Below are 21,834 nucleotides of genomic sequence, written 5' to 3' on the forward strand. Positions count from 1 at the left end.
CTCTGTCTGTAGAAAAAACCACCGGTGAAGTTCACCTGCGTCACCACGTATCGCCAGAAGGCGTATACCGTGGCCGTAAAGTGATCGACAAGGGCGCTGACGAGTAATTTCTTGTCCGCTCCGGTCATCGCGATCGACGCAATGGGCGGGGACTTCGGTCCCCGCAGCATTGTTCAGGCCAGTATTGCCTGCCTGCTCGCTACACCCTCGCTTCATCTGACCCTCGTCGGTCAAGCCTCCCTTCTTGAAGAACTTATCGCACGCCATTCCGGTGTCGATCACTCACGCCTGCTGATCGTCGATGCCAGTGAAGTCATCACCATGGATGATCGTCCCTCTCTTGCCCTGCGCGGCAAACCGGACTCATCAATGCGCGTGGCATTGCGCCTGGTGGCAGACGGCAAGGCTCAGGCGTGCGTGAGTGCAGGCAACACCGGGGCGCTGATGGCGCTGTCGCGATTGGTGCTCAGGACGCTACCGGGTATTGATCGTCCGGCAATGGTAGCGGCCATCCCCACCCAGCGAGGCTACAGCCAGCTGCTGGATCTGGGTGCCAACGTCGATTGCTCTGCGCAGAATCTCTATCAGTTCGCGGTCATGGGTTGCGTGGCGGCCGAAGCGCTTGGCGTGGTATGGCCCAGGGTCGCACTGCTCAACGTCGGTACCGAAGACATCAAGGGCAATCAGCAGGTCAAGCTGGCGTCCAGCCTGTTGCAAGCGGCACCCGGGCTCAATTACACCGGTTTCATCGAAGGTGACGGGCTCTATCGTGGCGAGGCCGACGTGGTGGTCTGCGATGGTTTTGTCGGCAACATACTGCTCAAGTCCAGCGAAGGCCTGGCGACCATGATCGGCGAGCGAATCGAAACATTGTTTCGCCAGAATATCTTGTCCCGAGCCGTGGGCGCACTGGCAATGCCGTTGCTCAAGCAGCTCAAGGCCGACCTGGCGCCGGCGCGGCACAACGGGGCGAGCTTCCTAGGCCTGCAGGGCATCGTGGTCAAGAGTCACGGGTCGGCAGGCGCGCAGGGCTTTCAGAGCGCGATTCAGCGCGCCCTGATCGAGATACAGGAGAATCTCCCGGAGCGTCTTCGGGGGCGTCTGGAGCAGTTGCTATAGGGCGTCTTGAGCTAGAATGTGACCCGTATGACCGCACAGTCATCCAACTGTCCAGTCGCAACACTTTGAATTACCTCGCGTTCGGCCTGGCCGGACGTTCTTTTCGACGACAATAATCAGGGGCTCGTTAATGTCTGCTTCCGTCGCATTCGTCTTTCCTGGTCAGGGCTCGCAGTCCCTCGGCATGCTTGCCGAGCTGGGCGCGCAGTTTCCCTTGATCCTGGACACGTTCAAAGAAGCCTCCGACGCGTTGGGCTATGACCTCTGGGCTTTGGTCCAGCAGGGCCCGGAAGAAACCCTCAACCAGACCGACAAAACCCAGCCGGCCATTCTGACCGCCTCGATCGCCCTGTGGCGTCTATGGCTGGCAGAAGGTGGCGTGCGCCCGGCGTTCGTCGCCGGCCACAGCCTGGGTGAGTACAGCGCGCTCGTCGCTGCTGGCAGCCTGTCGCTGGGCGATGCGGTCAAGCTGGTCGAGCGTCGTGGTCAGCTGATGCAGGAAGCCGTTCCTGCGGGGCAGGGCGGCATGGCGGCTATCCTCGGTCTGGAAGATGCCGACGTCATCAAAGCCTGTGCCGAAGCCGCACAGGGCGAAGTCGTCAGCGCAGTGAATTTCAATTCGCCGGGCCAGGTCGTGATCGCTGGCGGTAAGGCCGCAGTCGAGCGCGCCATTGAAATTTGCAAGGCCAAGGGTGCCAAGCGCGCATTGCCGTTGCCCGTGAGTGTGCCATCGCACTGCGAGCTGATGCGTCCGGCCGCCGAACGTTTCGCCGACTCCATCGCCGCCATCGAGTGGCAGGCGCCGGAGATTGCGCTGGTACAGAACGTCAGCGCCAGTGTGGTTCCGGATCTGGAAACGCTCAAGACCGATCTGCTGCAGCAGTTGTACAAGCCGGTTCGCTGGGTCGAATCGATCCAGGCGCTGGCGGCCAATGGCGCGCTGCAACTGGTCGAGTGCGGCCCAGGCAAAGTGCTGGCAGGCCTGAACAAGCGTTGCGCCGACGGCGTGACCACCTACAACCTTAATACCCCGGATGCCTTCGCCGCCACTCGTGCGGCGCTGGCCTGATAAGGAGAACCTGCATGAGTCAGGGTAAAGTTGCACTGGTCACCGGCGCGAGCCGTGGCATCGGCAAGGCCATCGCGCTGGAATTGGGGCGTCACGGCGCGATCGTCGTGGGGACCGCAACGACCGAGGCCGGCGCTGAGAAAATCACCGCCTATCTCAAGGAAAGCGGCATTGAAGGCTTCGGCCTGGCACTGGATGTCTGCAGCGATGAATCGGTCAGCGCGGTGCTGGCACAGATTCAGGAGCGTGCAGGCGCACCGTTGATCCTGGTCAATAACGCCGGTATCACCCGTGACAACCTGATGATGCGCATGAAAGACGACGAGTGGAATGACGTCATCAACACCAACCTCAACAGTCTGTATCGCCTGACCAAGGGCGTTCTGCGGGGCATGACCAAGGCGCGTTGGGGCCGTATCATCAGCATTGGTTCGGTGGTGGGTGCCATGGGCAACGCCGGTCAAGTAAACTATGCCGCCGCGAAAGCGGGCCTGGAAGGTTTCAGTCGCGCACTGGCGCGTGAAGTTGGTTCGCGGGCAGTGACCGTGAATTCGGTGACGCCTGGGTTCATCGATACCGACATGACCCGTGAGCTGCCGCAAGCGCAACGTGAATCCCTCACGACCCAGATTCCACTGGGTCGTCTGGGTCAGGCCGAAGAGATCGCGCATGTGGTCGCTTTTCTTGCCTCTGAAGGTGCAGGCTACGTTACCGGGGCTACAATTCCCGTGAACGGCGGCATGTACATGTGACTTCCCGTAGCGAAAAAATGTCATTACGGGTCGTCTGAAATCCGTTATAAAGCTGAAATCTATTAATGGGTCGAGGGTCGATGGGCGTAGCGGGATTTGCGTTTAGCTTGAAATACGCAAAACCTCTTCTATACACTTACCCATCGGCCAGCGGCCCGAATTTGTCCACTAGGAGTTAAAACACGGTATGAGCACCATCGAAGAGCGCGTCAAGAAAATCGTTGCTGAACAACTTGGCGTCAAGGCAGAGGAAGTGACCAACACTGCTTCTTTCGTTGAAGACCTGGGTGCCGACTCCCTTGACACCGTTGAGCTGGTGATGGCTCTGGAAGAGGAATTCGAGACCGAAATCCCTGACGAAGAAGCTGAGAAAATCACCACTGTTCAAGCTGCTATCGATTACGTTACTGCCCACCAGGCGTAAGCTTTTGTAATCGTAGCTCGCTGTCATGGAAAAACCGCACTGCCTCAGGCGTGCGGTTTTTTCTTTAAGCAGGGCAGCGTTTCGTCAATAGAAAAAAGGAGAGTCCTGTGTCGCGTAGACGCGTCGTGGTCACCGGTATGGGTATGCTGACGCCATTGGGCAACGATGTGTCCAGTACCTGGAAAGGCATTCTGGCTGGCAAAAGTGGCATTGGCCTTATCGAACACACGGACCTTTCGGCTTACACGACTCGCTTCGGCGGCTCGGTCAGGGATTTCAAGGTCGAAGAGTATCTGTCGCCCAAAGAGGCGCGCCGTCTTGATCTCTTCATCCAGTACGGTCTGGCGGCAAGCTTTCAGGCTGCGCGCAATGCCGGTATCGAAATCACTGACGCCAATCGTGAGCGCGTCGGCGTTGCGATGGGCTCGGGCATCGGCGGGCTGACCAACATCGAAAACACCAGTCGTCTGCTGCATGAGCAGGGGCCTGGCAAGATCTCCCCGTTTTTTGTGCCGGGTTCGATCATCAACATGATTTCCGGTTTCCTGTCGATCCACCTGGGCGCTCAGGGACCCAATTACGCCATCGCGACGGCATGCACCACCAGCACCCACTGCATCGGCATGGCCGCACGCAACATCGCCTATGACGAGGCTGACGTGATGATTGCCGGTGGCGCCGAAATGGCCGCCTGTGGTCTTGGCATGGGCGGCTTCGGCGCTTCCCGCGCGCTGTCGACCCGCAATGACGAGCCGGCCCGTGCCAGCCGTCCCTGGGACAAGGGCCGTGACGGCTTTGTATTGTCCGATGGCGCGGGTGCGCTGGTCCTCGAGGAGCTGGAACACGCCAGGGCCCGTGGTGCGACCATCTACGCCGAGTTGATCGGCTTCGGGATGAGCGGCGACGCCTACCACATGACCTCGCCACCGGAAGATGGCGCAGGCGCTGCGCGCTGTATCACCAATGCCTTGCGCGACGCGAAGATCAGTCCGGATCAGGTGCAGTACATCAATGCCCACGGAACATCGACTCCTGCGGGCGACCTGGCGGAAGTCAACGCGATCAAGTCGGTATTCGGCGATCACGCGTACAAGCTTGCGGTCAGCTCGACCAAGTCGATGACAGGCCACTTGCTGGGCGCCGCCGGCGCCATCGAAGCGATTTTCAGCGTGCTGGCGCTCAAGGATCAGGTGGCACCGCCGACCATCAACCTCGACGAGCCGGGCGAAGGCTGCGACCTGGATTTCGTGCCCCACGAGAAGCGCATGATGCCGATCGACGTCGTCGTTTCCAATTCGTTTGGTTTTGGTGGCACCAATGGCTCGCTGGTGTTTCGCCGGTACGCCGAATGACAGTGTGCTGGATCGATGGTGTGCCGGCTGAGGCCCTGTCCGTGAAGGATCGGGGCCTGGCTTATGGGGATGGTTTTTTCGAAACCATACGGGTCAAGGCCGCTACGCCATTGCTGTTCGAGCGCCATCTGCAGCGCCTCGCACTGGGCGCTCGACGTCTGGCATTGCCACTTGATCTGGCGCAGATCGAAAGCGAGTGCAGGGCGTTTGCCGCGCAAATGGGCGAAGGCGTGATGAAGCTGATCGTCACCCGCGGCGATGGTCAGCGCGGTTATGCGCCCGCTGCCGACGCGCAGTCCAGGCGCATCCTGCAGGGCAGTCCACTGCCGCTTTACCCGAAGACGAATGCCGAACATGGCATTCGTCTTTTTGCCTGTCGCACGCGCTTGGCCGAACAGCCGCTGTTGGCCGGGCTCAAGCACCTCAATCGCCTGGAACAGGTCATTGCCCGCAGTGAGTGGCACGATACCGAACACGCCGAAGGTTTGATGCGCGATACCAGCGGCCGGTTGGTAGAGGCGGTCTCCAGCAACCTGTTCCTGGTCAAGGCCGGGGTGCTGCTGACCCCGGACCTCAGCCGCTGTGGCGTGGCCGGTGTCATGCGCGCCGAGTTGCTGGCCATGGCCGAGCAGGGCAACATGCCGGCACGGGCGCTGGATTTGCAGATGTCCGACCTGCAAAAAGCCGATGAAGTATTCGTCTGCAACAGCGTCTATGGCATCTGGCCGGTGCTCGGCGTCGAACGACTGAACTGGCCGGTAGGGCCTGTCACCCGTAAACTGCAAAACCTTGTTCGCGGGCTTCTGGATATCTGATTCGTGATCCGAAAATTTTTTGTCTTGCTGGAAACAGGTGTGGTTCTGGCGGGGCTGTTACTGGGTCTGGCTTTCTGGCAGCAGAACAACGCGCTGCAACAACCCCTGAAACTCACTCAGGAGCAGCTGCTCGACGTCCCCTCCGGCTCGTCGCCCACCGGTGTGCTCAATCGCCTGGAAACCGAAGGCGTGATCAAGGACGCGCTCTGGTTGCGCCTCTACTGGCGCTTCAATCTTGCCGGGCAGTCCCTGCATAGCGGTGAATACCGCCTGACGCCTGGCATGGATGCAAGATCCTTGCTGACGATGTGGCAAAAGGGTGAGGTCGTGCAGTACAGCTTGACGCTGGTCGAAGGCTGGAATTTCCGACAGGTGCGCGCAGCGCTGGGCAAGCAGGCCAAGCTGGAGCAAACCCTGGGCAATTTGAGCGACAGCGAGGTGATGGCAAAACTGGGGCATCCGAACGTGTTCCCCGAAGGGCGCTTTTTCCCCGACACCTATCGCTACGTGCGCGGGATGACCGACGCCGAGCTGCTCAAGCAGGCTTACAACCGCCTTGATGAAGTGCTGGAAGAGGAATGGGACAAGCGCGCCGCCGATGTGCCCTATGTCGATGCCTATCAGGCGTTGATCATGGCGTCGCTGGTGGAAAAGGAAACCGGCGTGCCGCAGGAGCGAGGGCAAATCGCCGGCGTCTTCGTCCGGCGTCTGCAGCAGGGTATGTTGCTGCAGACTGACCCCACCGTCATCTACGGTCTGGGCGAGCGCTACAACGGCAAGATTACCCGAGCGTTCCTCAAAGAGGCCACGCCTTACAACACTTACGTGATCTCCGGTCTGCCGCCTACGCCGATTGCGATGGTCGGTCGCGAGGCGATCCATGCAGCGATGAACCCGGTTTCGGGTAACAGCCTGTATTTCGTGGCGCGTGGCGATGGCAGTCATGTTTTTTCTGCCGATCTGGACGCGCACAACGCGGCGGTCAAGGAATTCCAGCTCAAGCGCCGTGCCGATTACCGTTCCAGTCCGGCGCCTGTGATTGTGCCCACCCCGGGTGTCGATCCACTGCCGGCTGCCGAAAAGCCGGCGGTGGAAACCGGGTCGGCCGCGCAGCCTTCAACCTCTGCGCCGTCTTCCAGCGAGCAGGCTGTGCCGCAACGAAAAGCGCCTGAGCAGCCAGCCGTCGAGCCGCAGGCAGTGCCGGCCGAGGCCACTGACAAGGCCGAGAAAAAGGGCGAACCGAGCCCGCAATGAATCTGATTAAGGACTGCCTGTGACTGGTTTGTTTATTACCCTGGAAGGTCCCGAGGGCGCGGGCAAGAGCACCAACCGCGAGTACCTTGCCGAGCGTTTACGCGGCCATGGCATCGACGTGGTACTGACTCGCGAGCCCGGCGGCACACCGCTGGCCGAGCGTATTCGCGAACTGCTGCTGGCACCCAGCGATGAGACCATGGACGCCGATACCGAGCTGTTGCTGGTATTCGCCGCCCGCGCGCAGCATCTGGCCGGCGTGATTCGCCCGGCGCTGGCTCGCGGCGCTGTGGTCTTGTGCGACCGCTTCACCGATGCGCTAGAATCCTTTTGCCCCAAACGTAAACATCGAGTGAAAACTCCCCAAATAGCTCTGCATGCATGATCACCCCTTAAAATAAGCACTATCAGGGGCTGCGCCAGCGGTTTTTGTTACACAAAAAGCCAGACTCTGCGCTGTCACGTAAACAAGCCGGTTTCACTACGAGGCCGCAGCCACGATGTAAACCTATTCGGCATCCATTCCAGTCATTTCCCACCCGGTTTTACCTCCAGGATGTAAACATCCTGGCTTTCATGGCATATGACTGTGGGTTGAACCTCCAGCGTGACCACAGCCTCCTAGTCCTAGCACCCCCACTGAGGGGCCATGGCTGGCTTCCAGATTTTCGGTTTCACGAATTAGCCCTTCCTTCGAGCCAGCCAACTGTCGAAGTCCCGCTTGGGTCGGTCCCCAATCCGTGTCCGCTGCGTGAATGCCCCCAAAAGCACCACCTACGTCTAACGGTAATCGGCAGATAGCGCTAACCATCATCATTTCCTTTTTTTCGACATCGTTTGATGTAGAATAACCAGAAATGTCCCGAGGTCGTCCTCCAATGCTCAGCAATGATTTTGCGTTTCAAGCCATGCCGCCCCACAAGGCGATTGAGGGACTGCTCGGCGTTACGGAGCAGGATCTTAGGACGACAATCTTGGAGTGCTTCCGCGCGTTTATTAGCGCGGGCCCTCTTCATCCGAAGGGATCTGGTGGGACCATGGCCTGGATTCAAGGTATCCGGGCATTACGGTCTGTCGCGTTGCCCAAGGGCTGGACGTTGCACGACCCAAATAACCAACCGCGCATCGTTTCCCCGGATGGGAAGCATGCAATCACGCTGATGTGTGGTGACGAGAACACTGGCAACCCAAATAGAACCCCCCAGACGAGGAACAAACGCGGTCGGCAGACGACTAAGAGTGTCGCGTACAACGCTAAGCAAGAGGACCTGTTCCCCGTAGCTCTTGAAGAATTACAGCGGTTTACCCCAGGCAGCGATCCTCAGCAGACTCTTTGGATTTTGCTGTTCCACGTGGATGTACCGAACCGAGTCGTTCACTACGAGCTTTCCCGGCCAGTTAACATGGGCGAAAATGAAAGAGTTGACGGATGGGAGCCGCGCTTTATCATGCCGCCGCTGGAAGTGGATGAATCTAACGATTTTCCTAGCCCCGATTCGAGCCCAGACATAGAAATCCCCGTGACCCCGAAGACATGACCGAATTGAGCGATTTCAACCCATCCCGGCTAATCCTTGCAAGACAGCGCCGGGGCCTGACCAAGAAATTGCTCGCCGACCTCTCTGGGCTCAGTAGTAAGCTCGTGACCCTTTATGAAACTGGCACGCAGGAGCCTACGTCTGAGAGTCTTGGGCGGCTTTCGACGGCCTTGCAGTTCCCTGTCGGCTTTTTCACCGGCCATGATATTGAGGCACCCACGGATACGAACGCTAGCTTTCGCTCGTTTTCGCGCATGACATCAGGTCAGCGTGACGGCGCGCTGGCTGCTGGGGGGATCGCGTATCTCCTTGCTGACTGGATTGATGTCCGATTCAACATTCCCAAAGCGGAAGTGCCTGATTGCTCTGGTATGGATCCTGAGGCTGCCGCGATGGTTGTGCGTGCAGAATGGATGCTAGGCGACAGGCCGATAAAAAATCTGGTTCACCTGCTTGAGTCCAAGGGCATACGTGTCTTTTCATTGGCCGAGGAGACCAAGCAGGTCAATGCGTTCTCGTGCTGGAGGCGCGGGACGACGCCATTCGTTTTTCTGAACACTCAAAAATCGAGTGAAGCGAGCCGTTTCGATGCCGCTCACGAGCTGGGTCACCTAGTCCTGCACAGGCACGGTGAGAACAAGGGCAAGGAGGTTGAGGCTGAGGCCAACGCGTTTGCGTCGGCTCTGCTCATGCCACACGACAGCATTCTGGCGTACGCAAGTGGTTGCAGATCGACTGCTGGCATACTGAAAGCCAAGAAGTATTGGAATGTCTCTGCGATGGCGTTGACTTACCGGCTTCACAAAGTCGGCATATTGACTGAGTGGGTGTATCGAGACCTGTGCATTGCGTTCTCGAACCTGGGGGCTCGGACCAAAGAGATTGATCCGTCACCACGGGAAACGTCTCAGGTGCTTCAAAAAGTTCTGAACCAGTCTCGGGAGAAGGGCGTATCACTTCAGAGCATAGCGACGGAGCTAAATGTTGACCCAGGTGATCTGGCTGCAAACCTCTTCGGTTTGGCTCCGGTCATGGTGTCGAGGTCAGATTTAGGCCCTGTACTTGGCGGAGGTGGACGCCCGCCTGAGCTGAGGCTCGTCTCGGGCCGTAAATGAGCCTCTGCCAGGTTTTATGCAGCCGCCAGTAGCGAGGCACGCCTTTTGGCGTGCAGTCAGCCACTGGGGGGGTTGTGGGCTGTCTGCTGGTGATCAGAGTTCGCAGGGGCTCATGGCATGAACCGGCCCAAGGGGGGATTGATCGCTTTACACATGCGATGACTGCGAAACGCTGATCCAGGCTACGCAAACCCAACAGACGAATACCGCTCCACGTAGAGCATGAGTCGGCGCAGCAACTGCCATGATAATGCCCCGATGGAGTGGATATTTCGCAGCCTGAAAACCGCATGGATAGTGACGGTGGCTATATGAGCGCTGCTCTAGCGTAAAAGGATATTGGCCGGTTCCTGATGGAACGGTACAAGTGGCGTCGAGCGCATCAGCTCGATGGTAACCCATCTGTTGGACCATCCAACCAGCACTATCAGCCCAAGCAATTGCCAGCTACGTCATATGACGCGTGTTTGCCTGCCTGTGTTTCAGCTGAGCGGGAGGGTGGGGCTGGAAGAGAACATATGTACTCCAAACGCTCGGTTCAACGCGGACCGGGTGAATGAAGCTGGGGAGACTTTCGGGTGTCCGGCTCATTCAGAGCCTGTTTTCTAGGCAGCGGCATCGGCATCGGCATCGCTCAGGTTGAGCCTTAGGGGCGGAGGTGGTCCCTTCGCAACTAAGCACTTTGGCGGCCTCATACGTCTCCTACAGCGTCTTCCAGCGCTCATGAAGGGTCGTTGCCTTTCCCGACCGACGCCTTTGCACATAGCTAAGCGCCACCATCAGATAGGGTGCAGGCGTCAATCAAGCGAGCACCGCCCAAGCACTGAGTACCCCAAGGCGTTAGTGAATGTTAATAGATGCGAGCTTGCAGGTATCCATTTTTATGGCCGATAGCCATCTACTCTGCTAGCTTTACTGGCCTAGGCAGCATGGACGCTCGGGCAACACCTGCGTCCAAATTTCCTGAAAGCAAGCTTGTTGAGCCAAGACTCCTGGTCATGTGCCCATTACATCAGCCTACGAAGTTCAGAGATTTTACGCATGACCACCCACACGAATCCTACGTCTAAAAAGGAACTGCTTGATCGCTGGCTGAAACGCGTCCGAGAGTCACAGCTGTCACATCACCTGATGGCTGAGAAACTAGACAGTCAGCACAAATGGCTGGGAATACTAGTGATCGTAATCACTTCTATTTCCGGTGCAACGTCGATTCTTGCGGAGTTAAAAGATAACGATAAACTGATTTTAGGGCTCGTGACTCTTTCCGTGACAGTTTTTACTGCACTCCAAACTTTTCTAAAATTGGAGGAAAAGGCTAACCGTCATCGTGTGGCCGCTGCCGGATTTGGCGATGTCAGGAGGACGCTCGAATTAGCGGGCGTTTCAGGTGATGAGGCAGCTGATCTTAGTTTGAAGCGGGTTGAGATCGCGATTGGCAACTTAGCTAAAGAGAGCCCAAGCGTGGCTAAAAGCGTCTACGACAAAGCTTTGAAAAGGATGAGCTGAAAATGTCGGAAATATTTAATACGTTGGAATTTTCACGAATTGTTTTGCACAACGTACATAAGCCATCCCAAAAGAACCAGCCGACCCCGCCGACGCTGAGTTCAGTTTTAGCAGCGTTAGATGAATCAGGGAAAAAACTTCTTCAGGATAGGGTTTCACGGGCTCTAGCGGTAGGTGCAGGGTCATTGGCGATGGCCGTGAAAGATAAAGCCCCATCAAGTTGCTACGAGTATGCAAAAAAACTCCTAGCTGCAAATGATGCGGAATTTGTCACCTTGTCGACAGCCATTGCTCTGCACCACACCGCTATTCACAAAAGCCAGCGTTGGCCTGGAGGGACTCTTGTTATCATCTCTGGAACGCTGGGCACCGACTCAATACCGTGTATCGTAATAATTAAGGCAGAACAGCAAGCTGGCTTCATGGAAAGGGTTGACGAAGGGAAGATCACTTTGGATTTCCTGAGTAGTTTGATACTCACGCCTCAAACAAAGCTCTATAAGATAGGAGTGTTCTATCAGACTGCTACTATAGACGATTCTGGCTCTGTGTTAGAGGCGCACGTTTTTGACAGTAATATAAAATCCAGTGATGATAGACAAGCGGCTAAATATTTCTACGATGACTTCCTGGGGCTCATGATTCCTGACAACGCAGTGCAGCGTACGCGTGAGTTTTACACCTTCACAAGCGAATTCATTGAGAATACTGTGAAGGATCCAGTGCGCAAAGTGGACCTGCAAAATGCACTGTATTCCTACCTGAAGCTGGACAAATCACCAACAATCGAAACATTCGAGTTTGGGCAAAGGTTCTTGGCCGGGACCGAAATAGATGATTTCTCCAACTACATGGCGCGGAAAGAGTTTCCGGAGTCTGCGGTAGTCAAAGATACAAAACTGCTCTCCAATAAGCTTCGCTTTAGAAAATATAATTTTACAGGGGGCATTAAAATAATTGCGCCTTCTGAAAAGTCTGATAAAGTTGTGATAACAGGCTGCTCTACTGATGAGACTTACATTACCATCGGAGGGCTACTAGAGAGTCAGGATAGATGAACGAAGAAGAGTACCTACGAAAATTTAGAGAAGAGTCCCCACGTTTGGAGGCGTGGGGTGAGTTCGTCATCTCTACCCTGAATAGTGCGCTTGTAGGTGAGCTTGGCGAGGATAAATATAAGGATTGGGTGAAGATCCCCCCGACGTTGCGCATGAAAAGCGAAACCTCGCTGATCGCAAAAGCATTTGTCTTGAATGAGGGTTGGTTTCCAGATATCTACAATGATATCGTAGATAAGGTTGGCGTTAGATTCGTGATGGGTCTGACCGACCAAATTCAGCGTTTGTCGGAAATAATAAGCGACACGCCAGCATGGCATGCACAAATGAGCAGGGAATTTGATCAATGGAAAATCAGTGATCCGCGAATTTTTGATTATCAATCAGCGCATTTTGTAATCGAGAGCATGGAAGCCATAAGCTTCGGTGGCGTTGATATTCCACCCCATACTAAATGCGAAATACAAATTCGCACCCTTCTCCAACACGCTTACGCAGAGTTGAGTCATGACACGCTTTACAAATCCAACATAACGAATGATCCGGAGGTCCATCGTCTCTTTGCTAAAAGCATGGCATTGATGGAGACCACGGATGATATGATGCTTCGTGCTCGAAAGACCTCGGTAGTATCGCAGAGCAAACTTGATGCAATAAAATCCACGATCAAAGAAGCCAATCGAAATTATCTCTCAGACAGTGTTTTTTCTGAAGATACGCGATCTAACGATTATATCATCGACCGTTTTATGCATCTGCGAGATGATCACTTTGTAGAGGACTATGAAAGATTCGGTCGAAAATATGCGCCGAGTCTCAAAAAATTTATTGCCGATAATAGGATGATAAACCCCATTTTTGGGCTGGAGGTCATCCCTTTTGTCTACTTCCTGGCTAAATATAAGCACAACGGTCTTTGTGACGCGTGGGAAGAGAGCAACGAGATCCTTCAGCGCATTTGCTATGATATGGCAGTAGTTCCGCGATGGGAGCGGGATTGAACAAGGCACATTTAAGCATTGGCCCGTTTTGGTCGTAAGCCGCAGGTAAGTCAGCGTCTATGTTGACCCGTAGCTGAAAGCTATACCGGACTGCAAACGACCAATAGCAGGCGCGAGTTAGTTAGGGCAATGTCTGCTCCAGTCTTCAGTCACCGTGCTTTGACGCCACAAGCCATTGCAGTCTCACTAAGCTATTCGCGACCACTCATGTTCACCTTTGCCGTACTATTCCATTGCCGAACGCTGATGGAGAGGCGGTGGACGGTTGTGCTTCTGGATTGTGTGCTCCAGTGCATTAGCGTAGCGACTAAATTCACTTACCACGTATGTAAGGAATTGCTCATCGACGATGATACCGTTGAAAATATTTACTTCTATCCCCTGAGTCCTTTCAATTGCTTTGATTAACCTCTTTTCAAACGTAGTTTTCTTTCCTTCTTTACAGCGGATTTCGTGATATTTAGTGGCCATCCCATCATTGTGGGCCATAATGTTTCTGATTATCGTCAAGTGATCAACGTCATCTATATCTCTTGCATTAAATCCTTTCTTTAGTATGGTGTCGGTTTTTTCAATCGGCCCTTTGTACTCCAAGTCTCCACCAAAGTTGGTGAGGCTTATCATCAAGTCCAGGCAGCCACTTATGCGATGCTCAAACAGGCCGAACATTGTAAGGAAAGCTGATCGGCGTGTCAGTGCAGCTATCAGCATTTTGTATTCTTCTCTGACCTCTTCGTCGTATCCGACACACGACCCGCATGAGTAGTATGTTCGAGTGCGTAGATAAGTCACTCCACTCTCGTCCTGCACCTCCTCTTCAAATTCCCCTGTCAGAATCGCACCAGGTTCGTTCGCTGCTTTCATTGCAAACTGCACATTATTTTCTGCCTGCTGGGCAAGCATTTTCATAGTCGAAATAGATGAGGTTAGTTCAAAAAGCGCAACGCTAAATAAAAAACCAAGATCTGCCATAGTCGTTACTCATGTATTTTTGAAGATCGAAAATATCAATCCAATGATACCGCATAACCTGTTATTGCGGCAGCGAGGATAGGGTACTTTTACTCGTACGGAACTCCATAAATTAAATTCACCATGGAGCCTTGAGCGCTTGCGCTGCCGGTACTGCTTCGCAGAAGAGGCCAGGTGGGTACGCCAAGGAAACCTGGGCTGACTTAACTAAGATGTCCACGGGGACTGGTGGAAAAGGCGGGAAGGGCAAACGACGCCCGCGACATCACTCTCAAGAAATTTCTACACGCGCTCCAGAAGCTCAACAACGTTGGCTGGTATTGAAGCTTGATCAATACGAAACTGCTTATCGTTTTAGGTTAGGTGGCGCAAAGCGGGCTTTAGGCATCCAAGTAGGCGCACATTTTTTTCTGGTTCGAAAGATACAACAAGATCTATCCGCTAGACAGATAGCTGCTCGGTCACATATTCAGTGTGCCCATTGTTCTCTGGAGTTGTGACTAGTGGCAGCAAGGGATTATCCATACCTTCCGAGGCATGGGAAGTCCTAGGATCCCGGCCTTAGTGATAGAAGGGTGGGCTGAGCCGTCTCAGCGTGGAATCAGTATCCGGATGGTCATGGAATCCGCAGCCAGTGTCCTGTTTGGGTAATAAGCTGTTTCATTTTGACGGCACCTGAAGCTGCCCCCTGCGTTGCTACTCCTCGCCGTAACCCTGCTATGACACGTCGTAGCGCTTTGCCGTGCAGCCTCAGGCACTCGTCAAAAAGTAAACGTATTACCCAACAGGACACTAGGGGATGGTCGGGACGTTTGTGCCGATGCTCAAAAAGGCTCTGGTGTGCACCTTCCGGTTAGATCAGATATAAAACGCATCTGCTTTAGACCGCCAAGGGATTGCCCCTTTTGAGCAGTCTCGCTTGGGCGCGACTGTCATGGAACATGGAATTGCCACTGTGCGGTTGGTAAGGATTTTTCATTGATAGTGGTTGGCTAAAAATGCCCAGAGTGAATAGAAAATCAGGCGGGTAGGGTGATTCGGGTTGCTCGCAAATCTGTATCAAATCGCACATTCCTGGCCCGAAGCCGACGTTCTCCAAAGAGGCGAAGATACCGGCTTCGCCGAAACTGCCCACGGGGCGGTCGCTAATGCTTGGTCGGGAGATCGGAGTTCGACATGATGAAGACACGAGATTTCTGGATCTGCGCGCTTTAAAGTGCTCCACGCTCGCATTTGGAACGTGCTGTCCCTTCGTTGAATAGCCAACAGCCTTCACTGTATATTAATACAGTCTGCCGTTTTCGCTTTTCGCTTTTCGCTAAGGCGATAATAGCCAATCCAGTAAGCTATTCGGCCTATAAAAGGGAAAATCATGTCGGTTTATTTGCCTTTCACAGAAGATAATTTCTTAGAACACGTCGATAACGTGATCAGAAAGTGGGGTCAGTGTACGGCTCCGATGTTCATCCAGCAGGTCAGCGAGAGTGGCAAAATTACTGGAGCTGCTGATCTTATCGGGTCCAGTTTTTTCGCAATCCGGAGAGGGCATTGTTTTTTGGTATCCGCGGCCCATGTCTTCGAGGAACTAGATCCTAAACGACAGTTTGGCCTCAATGTTAATGGCCAGGGAGCACTGCTAAATGGCTTACCAATCATCAGGTGCCTTGTGGACGACATCGCTGTAGCACTTCTGCCTGAGAGTTGGTTTATCAGGGCTAAGATTGAACGAATGAAATTCGTCCCTCTCGATGACCTTGTGCCTCACTACACTCCAATTGGGCTTTGGGTCGCTGTGGGGTATCCAGGCTCAAAAAATGGACTGAACCCGCGCCTTAACCAAACCCAAATCGTTACTCATGGAACGAGCTTCACCGAACGAATTGAGACTCCTGCTGCCAAGTCACACATTGCTAATGCTGTTGGCTTCCGCTTCGACAAAAAGCGCGCAATTGATACAAATAAGAAGCGCACTAATCCCCCATGCTTCAGCGGCACAAGCGGAGGACCAATATTTGAAGTGCTTGCTGACATTGAATCACACGGGGCTTTTAGGTGGAAATGCCGCCTGGAAGGTGTGTTTCTCGGGTGGCATAACCGAGAGAAAGAAGCACACGCCGCTCGCGTGCAGCCGGTAAAAAATCTGATGGACGCTATTATCGCCCACATGAGTACGTAGGGGCGGTTCGAGGTCGCAGCTGGACCGACCCTTCGATCAGCCGCAGGTCTACACACAGCTTGAAGTGGGCGGTATGCCTCACAGCTCTGGCAGCAACATGAGCAGAACGTGTACCCATCACCGGTGGCAGATCCCGGCTAAGGCCATCACTTATAAAAATGACCTTGCCACCAACCGATTATAAACTCTTTTAATCTCAGCACTGGAAAGTCTGCGAGATCACGCAATTTTTGCCGTCCGCCAGGTATTGCGATTAGCTTATCTAACAACATTGAGGTTGCTTTCTTCGCTTTAGCAGATGGAAATGCATCCCCGTGGCTTAGTAGAAGCATATGCTCCAGCGCAAGATCGTAGTTTGGATTGTAGTCGATCACCCACCGAGTCAAAATAAACTGAAGGATCAGCTGATAGTGGCTCTCAAGCTCAGCTTGGGGACCACCAATGAAATCGCGTAGGTGCGATAGGTGGGCCAAGTCGGCTGTCGCGTCATTTTGATAAATATCCTCAAGCAGCATGAATCCAACTGAGACAGAGCTATGCTTACGTTCCGCTAAGCCTAGGACGGTGCGTGCATAGAATTCCCTTGTGATCAGCCCTTGCTGTATCAGCACGTTTACCACTACCTGAAGCCAGGCGCTGTCTGCAACCTTGTAAATGTGGGCAGCGAACTCTCTCGAATACAAGTCTTCTGATATGAACAGCGCTTCCTGCGCTTCAGCGATGAAGTACGGAGCAATACCACCTGAATTAATTTCAATCAGTTTTTCAGTTAGTTCATCGGGTGACCGAGGGAAATTGAATTCGACGATATCGCAAGTTTCCTGAAGCTTGTTTATAGCGTGCAAAATATGAGGATTGCCTGGAGTTGCCGCGTTAAGAAAATCTGCCTTGTCAACAGCCATCATTTGTAATGTCTGTATGGTGCTATGGGCGATCAGGATATTGCCAAAAAACGCTTTCAGAGCATCCAATATCTCAAGCTCAACCGCGACCTTTGCCGTGTAGGTATCTAGGAGCGCTGGCCTACCTCGATAGCTCTCTATAAGCTGCATGGCACTGAGTCTTTCTTCTTTTGTACCTGCGCAGGTGTTGATCATCCCGCCTCTAGACCGAACCAGATCGTAAAGGTCGAAGATATTTTTCTTACTTAAACCTGAGGCAATTTCGAGAGGCATATGCTTATCAAGAATCTCACCAAATATGGAGTCGTCTTGCGCGGCCTGCCGCTGCATAAGCGCCAATAGTGATTCAATATTACCGTCTTCCACCCGCAGGGCCCACAATCCGCCTGCGCTGGGGAACTGAGTTTCATAGTTTTTGCAAATCTGATGGAATGCGTGAAGGTAGGGATGTTTTATTTCATCAACCCTCCATACGATATCCCCTTGAAGTTTCTCCTGAGTAAACTCGTAGCCGACCCCTTGCCGCCAGACTCGCTGAGTAAAGAAATCAACTTTTTCCGGAGAGAGTCCCAATAGATTCTCAGTGTTGGGATCGACGATTTTTTCAATCGGTTCTCCTTCCGAGGGGACCAGTCGGTAGTAGTATTCGTTCTCGACGACACTGATGGCATCCAAGATCTCACCCTTCTCGACCATGAGGAAGGTGCTGAAGAAGCCTAACGCTACGGGAGCCGAATCAGGATGCTCCTGCAATATATTATAGGCTTCCGCTAGGGCGTCGGCCCCGTTGCCAATGGAGGCCCGTAGCTTGGCCACATGTATGCGCTGCTCGGGATTGCCTTCCATTGAGCTGAGGTCGTACGTATTGAAGATCTTCGCCAGTTCCGGGGCATTATTGCTTAGTTGAGCAATGTCACAGAGCACGATAAAAGAAAACAGGTCCTTCCCGCCCTCATTCAGATATTTTTCAACCAACGGGATAGAACGAGCAAAGTCATTTCTCTTGAAATAAAAGACTCCGGCTAGCAGTTCGAAGCCATCAGGATTGGGGATAATGTATTTCTCAAAAAAAACTACAGCTTCTGCTGTAAGTGGATGTTCGTTTAGAAAACCTAATGCGAGCATGTGTTTCAGCTCATAATTTTCACTCGCGGCCGGGTGGAATTCCAGGCGAAAGACAATTTCCTGCCATGCCATCAGGAAACGTACGAGCTTCATGTAGTGAAAAAACTCAATGGACTCGGTATTTTCATTTACTCGACCGTGCCCGTAAAAATGTGCCATCTTAGCGATAGATACGATTTGGCTTGCAGTTGAAAATTCGAAGAGTAATAACCGCCCGCGACTGTCTAGTTCGTGGTGTGAAAGTAAATTTTCTAACTGCTCTTTTCCCCGTGCTTGGCCGAGGAATGCCCGTGCGATATACACTACGATTTTTGCATGACTCGCAAAAGTGTCATCAAATTTTTCGAGGCTGTAGTCCTGAGTGTTGCTGAGGCCGTGCCAGTCTTTGTTCGCTAACTTGTTTAGAAATCTCAGCTTTTTTGCATTCGATGGATCTGCGACTTTTTGAACGGCTTGCTCAAATAATTCTGCTTCCTTGAGATCAATTAAACTGCGCGCAGTGGTTTCTATAACTTCTTGGTCGTCAGTTAGTTCGGAAAGTACGTAGGCGCATTCTCTAATTAGCGAGTTTACATCACCTGTAAGCTTGTAGAGTATTAACAGGTTTTGGATGTTTTGAAGGTCGTTGGCCTGCGCAACTCTATCGCTTGGTTTGAATTCCTGCCACTCCAGATCTATATATTGCGCGGCCAGTTTTAATTCTTCAACTTCATCATGTGTGAATGTGAAGCCATTAGCGCTTTGACGGTTTTCTACGTAGTGGTGAAGAATGCCGATGGCTATGAGATTTTTGGCCTGTGCATCGTTGGGATATTCATTTAGGAAGTTGTGGGCCATCGCCCTCCATCCTTCAACCCGTCGCGAGGCAAGCAAATGAATGTGCGCCAAACGAACGGATGGGTCCAACTGAAGCCTTTCGTTGAACTGGTCAAACGGGTCGACAAACGAGTCTTCGTATTGATATTTTATACGTGTGGCCTGTAACAGAAAACCTGCGAGCAGTTCGTTGTCGGGATACTCTATGATTTTCTCATTTCCGTATGCCAATGCTTTGTCAGAATCGTTCTGGAGGATGTATGCAAGCGCTTTGTTAGCGATTGCACGTTTGTCTTCAGGGGCATACGTACAGGCTTCTAAGAGAAGATTTGGTGCTTTAGCGATGTTACCAAGCTGATAGTGGCATATAGCGATGTTAGCCTTAATGCGAAACCTGAGCAGATCACTGAGCTTTTCATTTTGGTCAGCGAACAGTTTTTCAAATGACTTCAAGGCGAAATTGATCGCCCCGGAGTTCATCTGTTCCCGATAGTGATCTACTTGGCGATCAAATTCGGTCAGGAGATCGCCCGCGACACCTTGCGCTTTTGCCGCGTGCTGTATCGCGTTTGATTTAGTGACGGCCTCAGCAATCGTGTCGAGGTCATTAATAGTCACTGTGCCGAAATTCGGGCCGTTTATAGCAACACTCGTTTTTTGCGCTAAAACGCTCGTGACCGTCACTTTTCCTGTGAAGCGTTTATAGAGATCCCTGAAATTCAACAATTACTTCTCTTTATTATGATTTATCGTGATATTGCCGTTATTTTTACCATTAACAGCCGCCGAGCCATTATCTGCTTTGACGTTCACATTTCTTTTTTTGACGAATTTGAAGCTTATGACGACTACCAGACACAGCAGCAATGCACCACCTAGGACCAGCTCGGGGTTTTCAGCTAGGGAAAAACTCATTGCGGTGCGCCTCCAGGCATTGTTCGGACCCTAATCGTAACTGACAGAATAGCAATCTGCCACGCGGCATTGACGGCGCTGAGCACCATAGAGCCGCACGATGGGAGTTAGGAAATTTTGATGCAGAACCGCCCTAACGCAAAACGCCGAGATGATTTTTCAACCATCCCGGCGCGCTTTCAGAGCGAGGGAATCAGCTCAGCAGATGACGATGCTGCTCGATGAACTCGGTTGGGGTTTGCAGTGGGCCACCGATGATTTCTGCACCAGTAGTGTCGAGGCCTTCCAAACGCTTTTCCTGCTGGTCAATCTTGACCGCAGCGAAGTGTATGGCGTACGACGGATCACCGTCCCAGCCCAGGGTCTCAACGAACTCTTGCGGTGATACCTGCTCGAAGCGTACTTCTTTGCCCAAGGTCTGGCTCAGAACGCCTGCAAGTTCCAGGTGGCTGTACTCAACTGGGCCATGCAGCGGGTAGGCTTTATTGGCGTGAGGTTCAGGATTGATCAGAATGCCGACGACGACCTTAGCAATGTCAGAGGCAGCGATCGGCGCAAAGCGGCTATCTGCGTCGAACGGGGTCAGGTAGCGGCCTTCACGAATCAGTGCAGCGGTGTACAGCATCCACTGGGCGAAGAAAGTCACGCGCAGGTGGGTAGTTGGCACGCCGGACCAATTGAATACTTGCTCGGAGAGCCAGTGGTTCAGAGTCGCTTGGCTACGGGCATCAGGACGCGACTGCTTGTGGGACATGTTCACAACAATCTTGACGTTTTCTTCCTTTGCCGCTTGAGCAAAGATCGCGGCTGCTTCGACAAGGCCGTTCGTCAGCGGGTAGACGAAGTAAGCACCATCAACGCCTTTCATTGCCGGACGCAGCTCTTTCAACTTGAGCGAATCGCCAACGAAGATGGTAGCACCCATGTCTTTCAGCTTCTGCGAGCGCTCGTCTTCGCGGTGCACGAATGCGTTTACGCGGTGACCTTTCTCCAGCAGGAATTGGACAGCAGGTGCGCCGGTAGCCCCAGTGGCGCCAGTTACCAAATAAGTTTTCATGAACATCTCCACGGTAATTAAGACCAAAGGTTCTCAGGGGTTAGCAAAATCGTGATGAAGCATGATGAGCGTCATGTTATGATGCGACCAAGCAGTACGCTTGTCATGCTTCAATTGGCTAAGCATGATGATCATACTGTTTGATGTCAACCCTTCTTTTTCCTTTTATGGAGAAGTTTTTGATGCGTTACCCAGCAGAGGAAACCGCAGAAAGGCACCGCCTAATTTTGGAGGTGGCGTCCGTTTTGTTTCGCGAGCGCGGATTTGACGGCGTTAGCGTTGGCCAGGTCATGAAGGCAAGTGGAATGACCCAAGGAGCGTTCTACCATCACTTCGAGTCGAAGGAAGCACTGATCGAGGAATGTCTACGTAACGCTTCTGCCAAGTCATTGAAAAAGATGGCGGGATTTGCCGAGAGGCCTGAGTTGATGGCTGCGCACATTCAGGAATACATCAGTGAGTGGCACAGAGATGCCCTTGGTACCGGCTGCATGATTGCTGCGCTTGGCTCGGATGCGGCTCATGAGCCTTTCGTCCAACCTGTGTTTACTGAGCATGTGGAAGGGGTATTGAATGGCTTGATGATGCCCGGTGTCTCGTCTGAGCCGAAAGGCAGCAGGCGTGACGCGATTCAGACCCTGTCCGGCATGGTTGGAGCGCTAATCCTGTCAAGAGCAGTGGACGATCCGGAACTCTCCAACGAGATTCTTCGTGAATCTAGGTCCGGATTTGAGAAATAACCGAAGGACTGCTGCATGCCAGCGTTGGAACTTGCCAAACAAAATTGTTCAAGAATTGGTCCCGGTCAATGTATTCAGCATGGTGCTGGATCGAGCAGATCGCCCGCTCTCGCATTTGCCTGCAA

19 protein-coding genes and 1 pseudogene are annotated in these 21,834 nt (G+C 53.2%); 16 read left to right on the plus strand and 4 right to left on the minus strand.

Going from position 1 to position 21,834, the window contains the following annotated elements:
- The first annotated feature begins 2 nt into the window (after positions 1 to 2).
- The 14 genes and pseudogenes from rpmF (at position 3) to ACI2KS_RS22730 (ending at position 13,006) form a co-directional block, all read left to right on the plus strand.
- Positions 3 to 107 carry a 50S ribosomal protein L32 gene (gene rpmF / locus ACI2KS_RS22665; RefSeq protein ID WP_404623352.1) on the plus strand — a complete coding sequence of 35 codons (105 nt, stop codon included), beginning with the start codon at positions 3 to 5 and terminating at the stop codon, positions 105 to 107.
- A 4-nt stretch (positions 108 to 111) separates the two neighbouring features.
- A complete protein-coding gene (plsX, locus tag ACI2KS_RS22670; protein ID WP_404623244.1) occupies positions 112 to 1,119 on the plus strand; it encodes a phosphate acyltransferase PlsX in 1,008 nt (335 codons plus the stop codon).
- 130 nt (positions 1,120 to 1,249) lie between these two features.
- On the plus strand, positions 1,250 to 2,188 hold the full coding sequence (gene fabD / locus ACI2KS_RS22675) for an ACP S-malonyltransferase (RefSeq protein WP_404623245.1): 939 nt from the start codon (positions 1,250 to 1,252) through the stop codon (positions 2,186 to 2,188).
- Between the two features lie 14 nt (positions 2,189 to 2,202).
- Complete coding sequence (fabG, locus tag ACI2KS_RS22680; RefSeq protein WP_404623246.1) at positions 2,203 to 2,940, plus strand: 3-oxoacyl-ACP reductase FabG; 738 nt, start codon at positions 2,203 to 2,205, stop codon at positions 2,938 to 2,940.
- Positions 2,941 to 3,127: 187 nt separating this feature from the next.
- Positions 3,128 to 3,364, plus strand: a complete 237-nt coding sequence (gene acpP, locus ACI2KS_RS22685; RefSeq protein ID WP_081567453.1) for an acyl carrier protein — start codon at positions 3,128 to 3,130, stop codon at positions 3,362 to 3,364.
- Between the two features lie 107 nt (positions 3,365 to 3,471).
- Positions 3,472 to 4,716: a beta-ketoacyl-ACP synthase II gene (gene fabF, locus ACI2KS_RS22690; protein WP_404623247.1), complete on the plus strand. Its 1,245-nt coding sequence runs from the start codon at positions 3,472 to 3,474 to the stop codon at positions 4,714 to 4,716.
- The gene (gene pabC, locus ACI2KS_RS22695) at positions 4,713 to 5,531 is read left to right on the plus strand and encodes an aminodeoxychorismate lyase (protein WP_404623248.1); all 819 of its coding nucleotides are present in this window, start codon (positions 4,713 to 4,715) and stop codon (positions 5,529 to 5,531) included. The genes fabF and pabC overlap by 4 nt, the downstream gene beginning before the upstream one ends.
- Positions 5,532 to 5,534: 3 nt before the next feature.
- The gene (gene mltG, locus ACI2KS_RS22700) at positions 5,535 to 6,785 is read left to right on the plus strand and encodes an endolytic transglycosylase MltG (protein WP_404623249.1); all 1,251 of its coding nucleotides are present in this window, start codon (positions 5,535 to 5,537) and stop codon (positions 6,783 to 6,785) included.
- A gap of 19 nt (positions 6,786 to 6,804) precedes the next feature.
- Positions 6,805 to 7,116: pseudogene (gene tmk, locus ACI2KS_RS22705) on the plus strand (dTMP kinase); the annotation flags it as partial.
- Between the two features lie 706 nt (positions 7,117 to 7,822).
- Positions 7,823 to 8,323 (plus strand): hypothetical protein, encoded by a 501-nt coding sequence (locus ACI2KS_RS22710; RefSeq protein ID WP_404623250.1) that lies wholly within the window; start codon positions 7,823 to 7,825, stop codon positions 8,321 to 8,323.
- The gene (locus tag ACI2KS_RS22715; protein ID WP_404623251.1) at positions 8,320 to 9,438 is read left to right on the plus strand and encodes a helix-turn-helix domain-containing protein; all 1,119 of its coding nucleotides are present in this window, start codon (positions 8,320 to 8,322) and stop codon (positions 9,436 to 9,438) included. Before ACI2KS_RS22710 ends, ACI2KS_RS22715 begins: the two co-directional genes overlap by 4 nt.
- 1,041 nt (positions 9,439 to 10,479) lie before the next feature.
- Positions 10,480 to 10,947 (plus strand): SLATT domain-containing protein, encoded by a 468-nt coding sequence (locus ACI2KS_RS22720; protein ID WP_404623252.1) that lies wholly within the window; start codon positions 10,480 to 10,482, stop codon positions 10,945 to 10,947.
- Between the two features lie 2 nt (positions 10,948 to 10,949).
- Positions 10,950 to 12,005, plus strand: coding sequence for a nucleoid-associated protein (locus ACI2KS_RS22725; protein ID WP_404623253.1), 1,056 nt, complete (start codon positions 10,950 to 10,952; stop codon positions 12,003 to 12,005).
- Complete coding sequence (locus tag ACI2KS_RS22730; RefSeq protein WP_404623254.1) at positions 12,002 to 13,006, plus strand: GTP pyrophosphokinase family protein; 1,005 nt, start codon at positions 12,002 to 12,004, stop codon at positions 13,004 to 13,006. The genes ACI2KS_RS22725 and ACI2KS_RS22730 overlap by 4 nt, the downstream gene beginning before the upstream one ends.
- 225 nt (positions 13,007 to 13,231) lie before the next feature.
- Here ACI2KS_RS22730 and ACI2KS_RS22735 read toward each other — a convergent pair whose 3' ends face one another.
- The gene (locus ACI2KS_RS22735; RefSeq protein WP_404623255.1) at positions 13,232 to 13,978 is read right to left on the minus strand and encodes a hypothetical protein; all 747 of its coding nucleotides are present in this window, start codon (positions 13,976 to 13,978) and stop codon (positions 13,232 to 13,234) included.
- Positions 13,979 to 15,350: 1,372 nt separating this feature from the next.
- Here ACI2KS_RS22735 and ACI2KS_RS22740 point away from each other — a divergent pair.
- Positions 15,351 to 16,154 carry a hypothetical protein gene (locus ACI2KS_RS22740; protein ID WP_404623256.1) on the plus strand — a complete coding sequence of 268 codons (804 nt, stop codon included), beginning with the start codon at positions 15,351 to 15,353 and terminating at the stop codon, positions 16,152 to 16,154.
- A 146-nt stretch (positions 16,155 to 16,300) separates the two neighbouring features.
- Here the strand turns inward: ACI2KS_RS22740 and ACI2KS_RS22745 are convergent, their stop codons facing one another.
- The 3 genes from ACI2KS_RS22745 to ACI2KS_RS22755 form a co-directional block, all read right to left on the minus strand.
- Positions 16,301 to 19,723 carry a hypothetical protein gene (locus tag ACI2KS_RS22745; RefSeq protein ID WP_404623257.1) on the minus strand — a complete coding sequence of 1,141 codons (3,423 nt, stop codon included), beginning with the start codon at positions 19,721 to 19,723 and terminating at the stop codon, positions 16,301 to 16,303.
- Positions 19,724 to 19,912 (minus strand): hypothetical protein, encoded by a 189-nt coding sequence (locus ACI2KS_RS22750; protein ID WP_404623258.1) that lies wholly within the window; start codon positions 19,910 to 19,912, stop codon positions 19,724 to 19,726. It abuts the gene before it with no gap.
- Positions 19,913 to 20,105: 193 nt separating this feature from the next.
- Positions 20,106 to 20,969, minus strand: coding sequence for an NmrA family NAD(P)-binding protein (locus tag ACI2KS_RS22755; protein ID WP_404623259.1), 864 nt, complete (start codon positions 20,967 to 20,969; stop codon positions 20,106 to 20,108).
- Between the two features lie 143 nt (positions 20,970 to 21,112).
- Between ACI2KS_RS22755 and ACI2KS_RS22760 the strand changes: the two genes are divergently transcribed.
- Positions 21,113 to 21,709, plus strand: coding sequence for a TetR/AcrR family transcriptional regulator (locus ACI2KS_RS22760; RefSeq protein WP_404623260.1), 597 nt, complete (start codon positions 21,113 to 21,115; stop codon positions 21,707 to 21,709).
- The last annotated feature ends 125 nt before the right edge of the window (positions 21,710 to 21,834 follow it).

This window comes from Pseudomonas sp. NPDC087358, from assembly GCF_044900785.1.
Lineage (GTDB): Bacteria > Pseudomonadota > Gammaproteobacteria > Pseudomonadales > Pseudomonadaceae > Aquipseudomonas.

Coding starts and splice junctions, on each gene's coding strand:
- fabD (WP_404623245.1), top strand. CDS start 1,250: ATGTCTGCTTCCGTCGCATTCGTCTTTCCTGGTCAGGGCTCGCAGTCC.
- fabG (WP_404623246.1), top strand. CDS start 2,203: ATGAGTCAGGGTAAAGTTGCACTGGTCACCGGCGCGAGCCGTGGCATC.
- acpP (WP_081567453.1), top strand. CDS start 3,128: ATGAGCACCATCGAAGAGCGCGTCAAGAAAATCGTTGCTGAACAACTT.
- pabC (WP_404623248.1), top strand. CDS start 4,713: ATGACAGTGTGCTGGATCGATGGTGTGCCGGCTGAGGCCCTGTCCGTG.
- ACI2KS_RS22710 (WP_404623250.1), top strand. CDS start 7,823: ATGGCCTGGATTCAAGGTATCCGGGCATTACGGTCTGTCGCGTTGCCC.
- ACI2KS_RS22715 (WP_404623251.1), top strand. CDS start 8,320: ATGACCGAATTGAGCGATTTCAACCCATCCCGGCTAATCCTTGCAAGA.
- ACI2KS_RS22720 (WP_404623252.1), top strand. CDS start 10,480: ATGACCACCCACACGAATCCTACGTCTAAAAAGGAACTGCTTGATCGC.
- ACI2KS_RS22725 (WP_404623253.1), top strand. CDS start 10,950: ATGTCGGAAATATTTAATACGTTGGAATTTTCACGAATTGTTTTGCAC.
- ACI2KS_RS22730 (WP_404623254.1), top strand. CDS start 12,002: ATGAACGAAGAAGAGTACCTACGAAAATTTAGAGAAGAGTCCCCACGT.
- ACI2KS_RS22735 (WP_404623255.1), bottom strand. CDS start 13,978: ATGGCAGATCTTGGTTTTTTATTTAGCGTTGCGCTTTTTGAACTAACC.
- ACI2KS_RS22740 (WP_404623256.1), top strand. CDS start 15,351: ATGTCGGTTTATTTGCCTTTCACAGAAGATAATTTCTTAGAACACGTC.
- ACI2KS_RS22750 (WP_404623258.1), bottom strand. CDS start 19,912: ATGAGTTTTTCCCTAGCTGAAAACCCCGAGCTGGTCCTAGGTGGTGCA.
- ACI2KS_RS22755 (WP_404623259.1), bottom strand. CDS start 20,969: ATGAAAACTTATTTGGTAACTGGCGCCACTGGGGCTACCGGCGCACCT.
- ACI2KS_RS22760 (WP_404623260.1), top strand. CDS start 21,113: ATGTCAACCCTTCTTTTTCCTTTTATGGAGAAGTTTTTGATGCGTTAC.